We start from the raw sequence: 6,370 nt of genomic DNA on the forward strand, positions 1-6,370 counted from the left end.
CCTGTATACAGTGCAATAAATGTGTTTCAGCCTGTCCCCATTCGGTCATACGCTCCAATGTCTTTGACATCTCCTTTATGGACCAAGCCCCTGAAGGTTTTACCTCCAAGTTGGCCAAAGGGAAAAAATTCGGTGAAAATGATCTTTTCAATATCTCCGTAGCAGTCGAAGACTGTACCGGCTGTGCCTTATGTGTTGAAGTCTGTCCAGCCAAAAATAAATCGCAGACCAATCTCAAAGCGATCAATATGGTACCGCTTGCCCCTATTAAAGAGAAAGGCATTGCACAATGGGATCACTTTCTCTCCCTGCCAACACTTGATCGCTCAAAACTTGATCATGATGATCTTAAAGAGTCACAGTTCCTAGAACCGCTCTTTGAATTCTCGGGAGCATGTCCTGGCTGTGGTGAGACTCCCTATATCAAACTTGCCTCGCAGCTATTCGGAGACCGTATGGTGATAGCTAACGCTACCGGATGCAGCTCCATCTACGGGGGGAATCTTCCTACAACACCATGGAAGAAAAATGATGAAGGTCGTGGACCTGCATGGTCAAATTCTCTCTTTGAGGACAATGCGGAATTCGGACTTGGATTTCGTCTGGCCATTGACAACCATACAGATCATAGCAAAAGCTTGCTCCAAGGTCTAAAGAACAACCTTGACAGCAATCTAGTTGAAACGATACTCAATGCGCCTCAACATGATGAAATACAGATCAACGAACAGAGAGAGCGGGTTAAGATCCTTAAATCTGCTCTTGAAAAACTTGAAAGCAGTGAAGCAAAATGTTTATTGGAAATATCAGATTATCTTGTCAAAAAATCTGTCTGGTGCATCGGTGGAGATGGCTGGGCATACGATATCGGATATGGTGGTCTTGATCATGTACTTGCAAGCGGTAAAAATGTCAATATTCTTGTGCTTGACACCCAGGTCTATTCCAATACCGGAGGCCAGCAATCAAAAGCAACCTTTACGGGTGCTGTCGCAAAATTCGCTGCAGGAGGAAAAGCAGGAATGCCAAAAGATCTCGCTGCAATGGCTATCAATTACGAAAATGTTTATGTGGCAAAAGTTTCATTGGGTGCAAACGACAAAGCAACAGTAAAAGCTTTTGTTGAAGCAGAACGCTATGATGGTCCTTCGATCATTATTGCCTATTCACACTGTGTCGCTCACGGCTATGATCTAAAATATGGTTTTGATCAGCAGAAACGTGCTGTTGACAGTGGCTTATGGCCTATATTCCGTTTTAATCCAGATAGGATCAAAGAGAATGAAAATCCGATGACACTTGATTACAAAGGACCGAAAATAGATGTCAAAGATTTTATGTACCGTGAGACCCGTTTTAAAATGGTAGAAAAAATGAATGTTGTTGCTGCAGGAGATTACCTCAAAACAGCGGCAAAGACAGCTCAATCTCTCTATAAACGGTATCAAAATCTGCATGAACATTATCAGCCAACACAAAAGGAGGTCTGACCATGGAACTTACGACTACTTATTTAGGGCTTGAATTAAAAAATCCCCTTATTGCCAGTGCTTCACCGTTAACAGCATCGCTTGATAGTATCAAAAAGCTTGAGGAGAATGGCATTGCCGCTGTGATAATGCATTCATTGTTTGAAGAAGAGATCAACCATGAGATTCATCAGATCGACCACTTTTTGCATATTCACAGCGATTCGAATGCGGAGGCAACCAGTTATTTGCCCAGTGAGGTAGATTTTGACAACCTGAACTCGGAACAGTATCTTGAAGAGATCAGAAAAATAAAAGGAGCTACCCAAATTCCAATCATCGCCAGTCTAAATGGTGTTTCTGCAGGAGGATGGGTAAAATATGCGAAAAAACTCCAGGAAGCAGGTGCGGATGCTTTGGAGCTTAACATTACCTATATTCCTACATCTATTGATATGGGGGGTAATGCAGTAGAACAAATGTATATTGATACTGTCGCGAAGGTGAAGGAACATATATCCATTCCCCTCAACGTCAAAATGAACGCTTATTTTTCGAGCCCTGCAAATATGGCCAAACGCTTTGTCGAGGCAGGTGCCAATGGTCTAACCATTTTTGATAATCCGGCACGTGTCGATGTTGATCTTGAACTTCTTACAGCTTTGCAGCGCGCCAATATCACCAGCTCTACCCATTTAAGTGAGACATTACGATGGTGTGCGATCCTTTATAAAAAACTTCCCTGTTCACTCTGTGCCAATACAGGCATTCACAGTGCAGAAGATGTGCTCAAAGCCATCATGAGTGGAGCAGATGTAGTGGCATTGGCGTCAGTGCTTTTAATGAAAGGTGAATCCGAAGTCGTTACTATACTGAATGAGATCACACAATGGATGGAAAAATACGAATATGACTCTATCACTCAGATGAAAGGGAGCATATCTCTGGCTCACACCGATAACCCAGCTGCTTATGAACGAAACTCATATATGTATGCATTACAGCAGTATCGTCGCTAAAATGAAGGTTGTATTTTTAGGGAATCATCATGAAGATGTCGATGTATAGGAGTCAATTTCCACATATCCATTTTATTGCATTATCCAATTCATTGAACGAAAAATGTTTAACTTCTGCATTTACAAAGTGATTTGCCACATGCTCAGCAATATCTGCTAATGGTGAATCTGTTACAAATGCTATAAAAGATACTTTTTTATGATGTTCTTTAATAAATTTCATATGTGCCGTAAATCCTGAGAATGAGTCCCATCCAGGGAATGACTCAACCTGTATAATAATACCGTTTAACTTCCCTGACTTTTCTATGTATCCATCGATACTCTTTGCAGCAGATTTAAAATCATCTTCTGCCAATGCCCCATCAGGCTTTAAGATGGCAATACCATTCGTTTTATCTAAATTGACATTTAACATCACTCTTTCCTTTTTATCTACATTCCAAAAATCATTATATCAAAAGTCTATGCCTCATGTAAAAAATATTTGTAGACATTACTTTTCAGAATTGTCACGAAGTTCTTTTAACTTTTTCTGATATTCTTCCACGTCACCATAAGATAAGAAGTCATCATAATACTTATGTTGAGAAATAACCTTTTTTGCATGTTTTATGGGACAAAAATAAAGTTCTGATCTACCGGAAATAGCTGAAGCATACAACATTAGACCATTGAAATAGGAACAATAGAGACAGTTTAGCTTCTCTATGGGATTTAAATACCCAAGGTAATGGTGATCAAAAAGCATATAATCGCTTCGTTTGATAAATGTAAACTTAAAGATTCTAAATACGACCTGTTGATAAACAAAAAGTATGATATCAAAGAGTATGGCAGGGATGACCATCCCATAGATAAGAGGTGCAGCAAGAAAATGTAAAAGAGGTACTTCTCTAAACCACGTTAAAAGGTTTTTCATATTCTCTTTTTGCTTCTCTAAAACCTCTTCTTCGAATGTAACATAACCATTCTTGATCTCATAGGAGATATGACTTTCGTGCTGAGCGATCTCTTCAGCAAGCTTTAACTTCATAGCTTCTATCTCTTCTACGATCTCTCTGATCTTATCATTCATAGATAACCCTTTTATGGCTCAAAATTCACATCTTATATATTATACATACATAACTCAATAGTTGGATGATACATTTTTGATATCATAATTTACAGAGGCAGAAATAGATGATCTTAAATACAAACCCTATACAGAAAATTGATTCCTAAAAGATTTTGCTCCATCTTTACTCGATTCAATCTGGTCAGAGATATCTTGAAATGAAAAACGAAGTTTGCTTTGCTCAATGGTCTCTATCTCTTTGATCTTATTAATATTGATCAGATAAGATCTATGAATACGTATAAAATCATATGACAACAATCTTTTTTCAAGGTCTGAGATCTTCTGTGCATAGTAAGAGAATCCCTTAGAAGAGCGCAGCATTACCTCACTAAGGTCTGCTTTGACATAGTAGACTTCTTCTGGTTTAAGCAGATAATAACTCTCACCTGTCTTACTCATTAAACGAAGATCGTTACTGTTATTATCCTCCAGTTTGACACGTTCTATGGTTTGCTCTAGCTGCTCCATACTGAAAGGTTTAACCAAATACCCTACAGCACCTATATCAAAGGCTTTAAGCGCATGTTCATCATAAGCCGTCTGAAAGATGATGGCAATATCTTCTTGATGATAACGCAGCTCATAGCCCAGTTCCAGTCCACTGGTTTCAGGCATATTGATATCAAGCAGTACAAGGTCAAAATGTGTCTCTTTTACTTCTTCAAGAGCACTTGCTGCATTGTCAGCTTCGATAATATCCTCATACCCCAATGTATTGAGCATACGTTTGAGCCTTGCAAGTGCAAGTGCTTCATCATCAACAATAAGTATTTTCATAACAATCTCCTAAATAAAGTGTAAAAGTAGGTTTTTCTTTGTTTGTGATCTCAATAGAACCCTTACAAAGAAGTTTTAAACGCTGGGCCAAATTGGTAAGTCCTGTGCCAAATGAAGTATTCTTCATTGCTTTACCGTCGTTTTGAAGTATGAGTTTATTTTCTGACATATCGTAAGACAAAGATATATGCAAAATTTTTCGGCCTATAAAACCATGTTTTATCGCATTTTCTACAAGTAACTGGATAGAAAATTTTGGTACATTAATTTTAGGCATTGGATCATCTATATGCAGATGGATCAACCCTGCGAAACGTATATTTTCCAATTCTACATAATCTCGTACATTTCTAACTTCATCACTGAGTGGTATGAGTGCTTTTTCATCCATAGTGTTGCGTAGGAATGTTGAGACCTTTAAAATAGCAGCTTCTGCTTTGTCTTTATCCTGATGGATGAGTTCAGCTATAGAATTCAGGGCATTAAATAAAAAGTGAGGATTGAGCTGTGTTTCAAGCGATCGAAGACGACTTTGCACGTAGTGATGATCCACGACTTCCTTTTCGTTACGCATCTTGACAAAACGGTAAAGCAAAGCACCTACGATATAGGTTAGAAAACCTATCGCTACTGCGATTTGTACAGAGTGTGTATGAAATAGTGGAATAAGATCAATATCGAATAGTTCTGCAGCAGTGGTACTAGACAATGTACCTAGAAAGCCCGAAAGAAAGGAGAAAAATATCGCTAATGGAAGCCAAAATATTTCTGAGATCTTAGGAAGAATAGAGTGGTTCATATAGGTAATAAAAACAAGTGAAAAAAATGTAATGGAAAAACCAAGCAAAGCACCAAACATTGCCCCCTGGTACCAGTCTCGTTCTAGAAGTACATATCCTAAAGAAGAAAGAAGCATTGCAAACACTACACCTATGATCAAAATGTAGAGCCAGTCAAATGTTTTAATACGCAACGCAATATTATACATGAAGCAACCTCTTGAGATTATCCACTCCAAGCATCACTCCTGGCCACCCCTGTGCCGCGTAAACTGTATCACCTACATGGTACAAACCTTTTATGGGCGAATCGTTAGAAGGCAGTTTTGGCAGAAAATTTTTCATAGTGATCGCATTGCCTCCAAGTTGTGAACGATTGATGTAGCGCATAAAACTTCTAGGGGTTGCTGCAAAGTGATGTACGATATCATTTTCATTAATATCTAGTATATCACAGATGGACTTTATCATTTGATTTTTAAGTTCTTCTTTTTTAGCCTTGTACTTACTCTTATCTTCCCACCATCTGCTGTCTGTATGTATCGATGCAGTAATACTGTAATGTCCCTTTTCACAGAACACATTATCCTCAACATCTGAAAATGAAACAAATACTGCATTTGATATACTGTGAGCATAGGGCTCATCCTGAATGAGCTGATAATGATGTTCATATTTCTTGGTACTTTTAATGGTCATATAGAGCATAAAAGAACTTTGGTGATTGTTGAGTCTTTCATATTTTTTATAGTAATGTTCAACCTTGGTATCTCTCTGATCAAAAAGTTTTCCACTGTCATAAACCGTAGAGTTGAGTATCACCCGCTTGGATTTTATGGTTTCATTCTTGGTATGAAGTGTAAAATAGCCTGTATGGCGTTCTATCTTTAGTATCTCTGTCTTTCGTCTCACATCCTTCATTTTTGATGTCATCTGATCGAACAGTGCACTGAAACCACCAGGTACATAATGTGTTTCATTAAATGTGTATCCCAAAGAGAGTGCCGCTGTAAAGAAGTTTATCTCACGAGACGGTGCTTGGGCGACTATCAAGATCTGTGCCTCTAAAAAGCGAAGATACTCTTCAGAAATATCTCCATAAAAATCTTTGATGAACGTATACGCATTGATGCGTAAATAACGCTGAAATTTTGCAAGCAGAGGTAAAAAACTTGTAAGTGAAATTATTTTATGCCATAAGGT

The 6,370-nt window shown here is 38.3% G+C and carries 7 protein-coding genes; 2 read left to right on the forward strand and 5 right to left on the reverse strand.

Annotated features, from left to right (window positions below; genetic code table 11):
• On the forward strand, positions 1-1,490 hold a 1,490-nt coding region (locus tag WBM70_RS09170; RefSeq protein WP_424558208.1), incomplete at its 5' end, for a 4Fe-4S dicluster domain-containing protein.
• 2 nt (positions 1,491-1,492) lie between these two features.
• Positions 1,493-2,488, forward strand: a complete 996-nt coding sequence (locus tag WBM70_RS09175) for a dihydroorotate dehydrogenase-like protein (RefSeq protein ID WP_424558209.1) — start codon at positions 1,493-1,495, stop codon at positions 2,486-2,488.
• Positions 2,489-2,540: 52 nt separating this feature from the next.
• On the opposite strand, the gene WBM70_RS09180 is transcribed toward WBM70_RS09175, so the two are convergent.
• The 5 genes from WBM70_RS09180 to WBM70_RS09200 form a co-directional block, all read right to left on the reverse strand.
• Positions 2,541-2,906 (reverse strand): STAS/SEC14 domain-containing protein, encoded by a 366-nt coding sequence (locus WBM70_RS09180; protein WP_424558210.1) that lies wholly within the window; start codon positions 2,904-2,906, stop codon positions 2,541-2,543.
• 78 nt (positions 2,907-2,984) lie between these two features.
• Positions 2,985-3,566, reverse strand: a complete 582-nt coding sequence (locus tag WBM70_RS09185) for a hypothetical protein (protein WP_424558211.1) — start codon at positions 3,564-3,566, stop codon at positions 2,985-2,987.
• 126 nt (positions 3,567-3,692) lie between these two features.
• The gene (locus WBM70_RS09190) at positions 3,693-4,388 is read right to left on the reverse strand and encodes a LytR/AlgR family response regulator transcription factor (protein WP_424558212.1); all 696 of its coding nucleotides are present in this window, start codon (positions 4,386-4,388) and stop codon (positions 3,693-3,695) included.
• Positions 4,369-5,376 carry a sensor histidine kinase gene (locus tag WBM70_RS09195; protein ID WP_424558213.1) on the reverse strand — a complete coding sequence of 336 codons (1,008 nt, stop codon included), beginning with the start codon at positions 5,374-5,376 and terminating at the stop codon, positions 4,369-4,371. Before WBM70_RS09195 ends, WBM70_RS09190 begins: the two co-directional genes overlap by 20 nt.
• A partial coding sequence (locus tag WBM70_RS09200; RefSeq protein WP_424558214.1) for a phytoene desaturase family protein occupies positions 5,369-6,370 on the reverse strand: 1,002 nt, incomplete at its 5' end. The genes WBM70_RS09200 and WBM70_RS09195, both read right to left, overlap by 8 nt.

It is taken from the genome of Sulfurovum sp. (genome assembly GCF_049668085.1).
In the GTDB taxonomy this organism is placed as follows: domain Bacteria; phylum Campylobacterota; class Campylobacteria; order Campylobacterales; family Sulfurovaceae; genus Sulfurovum.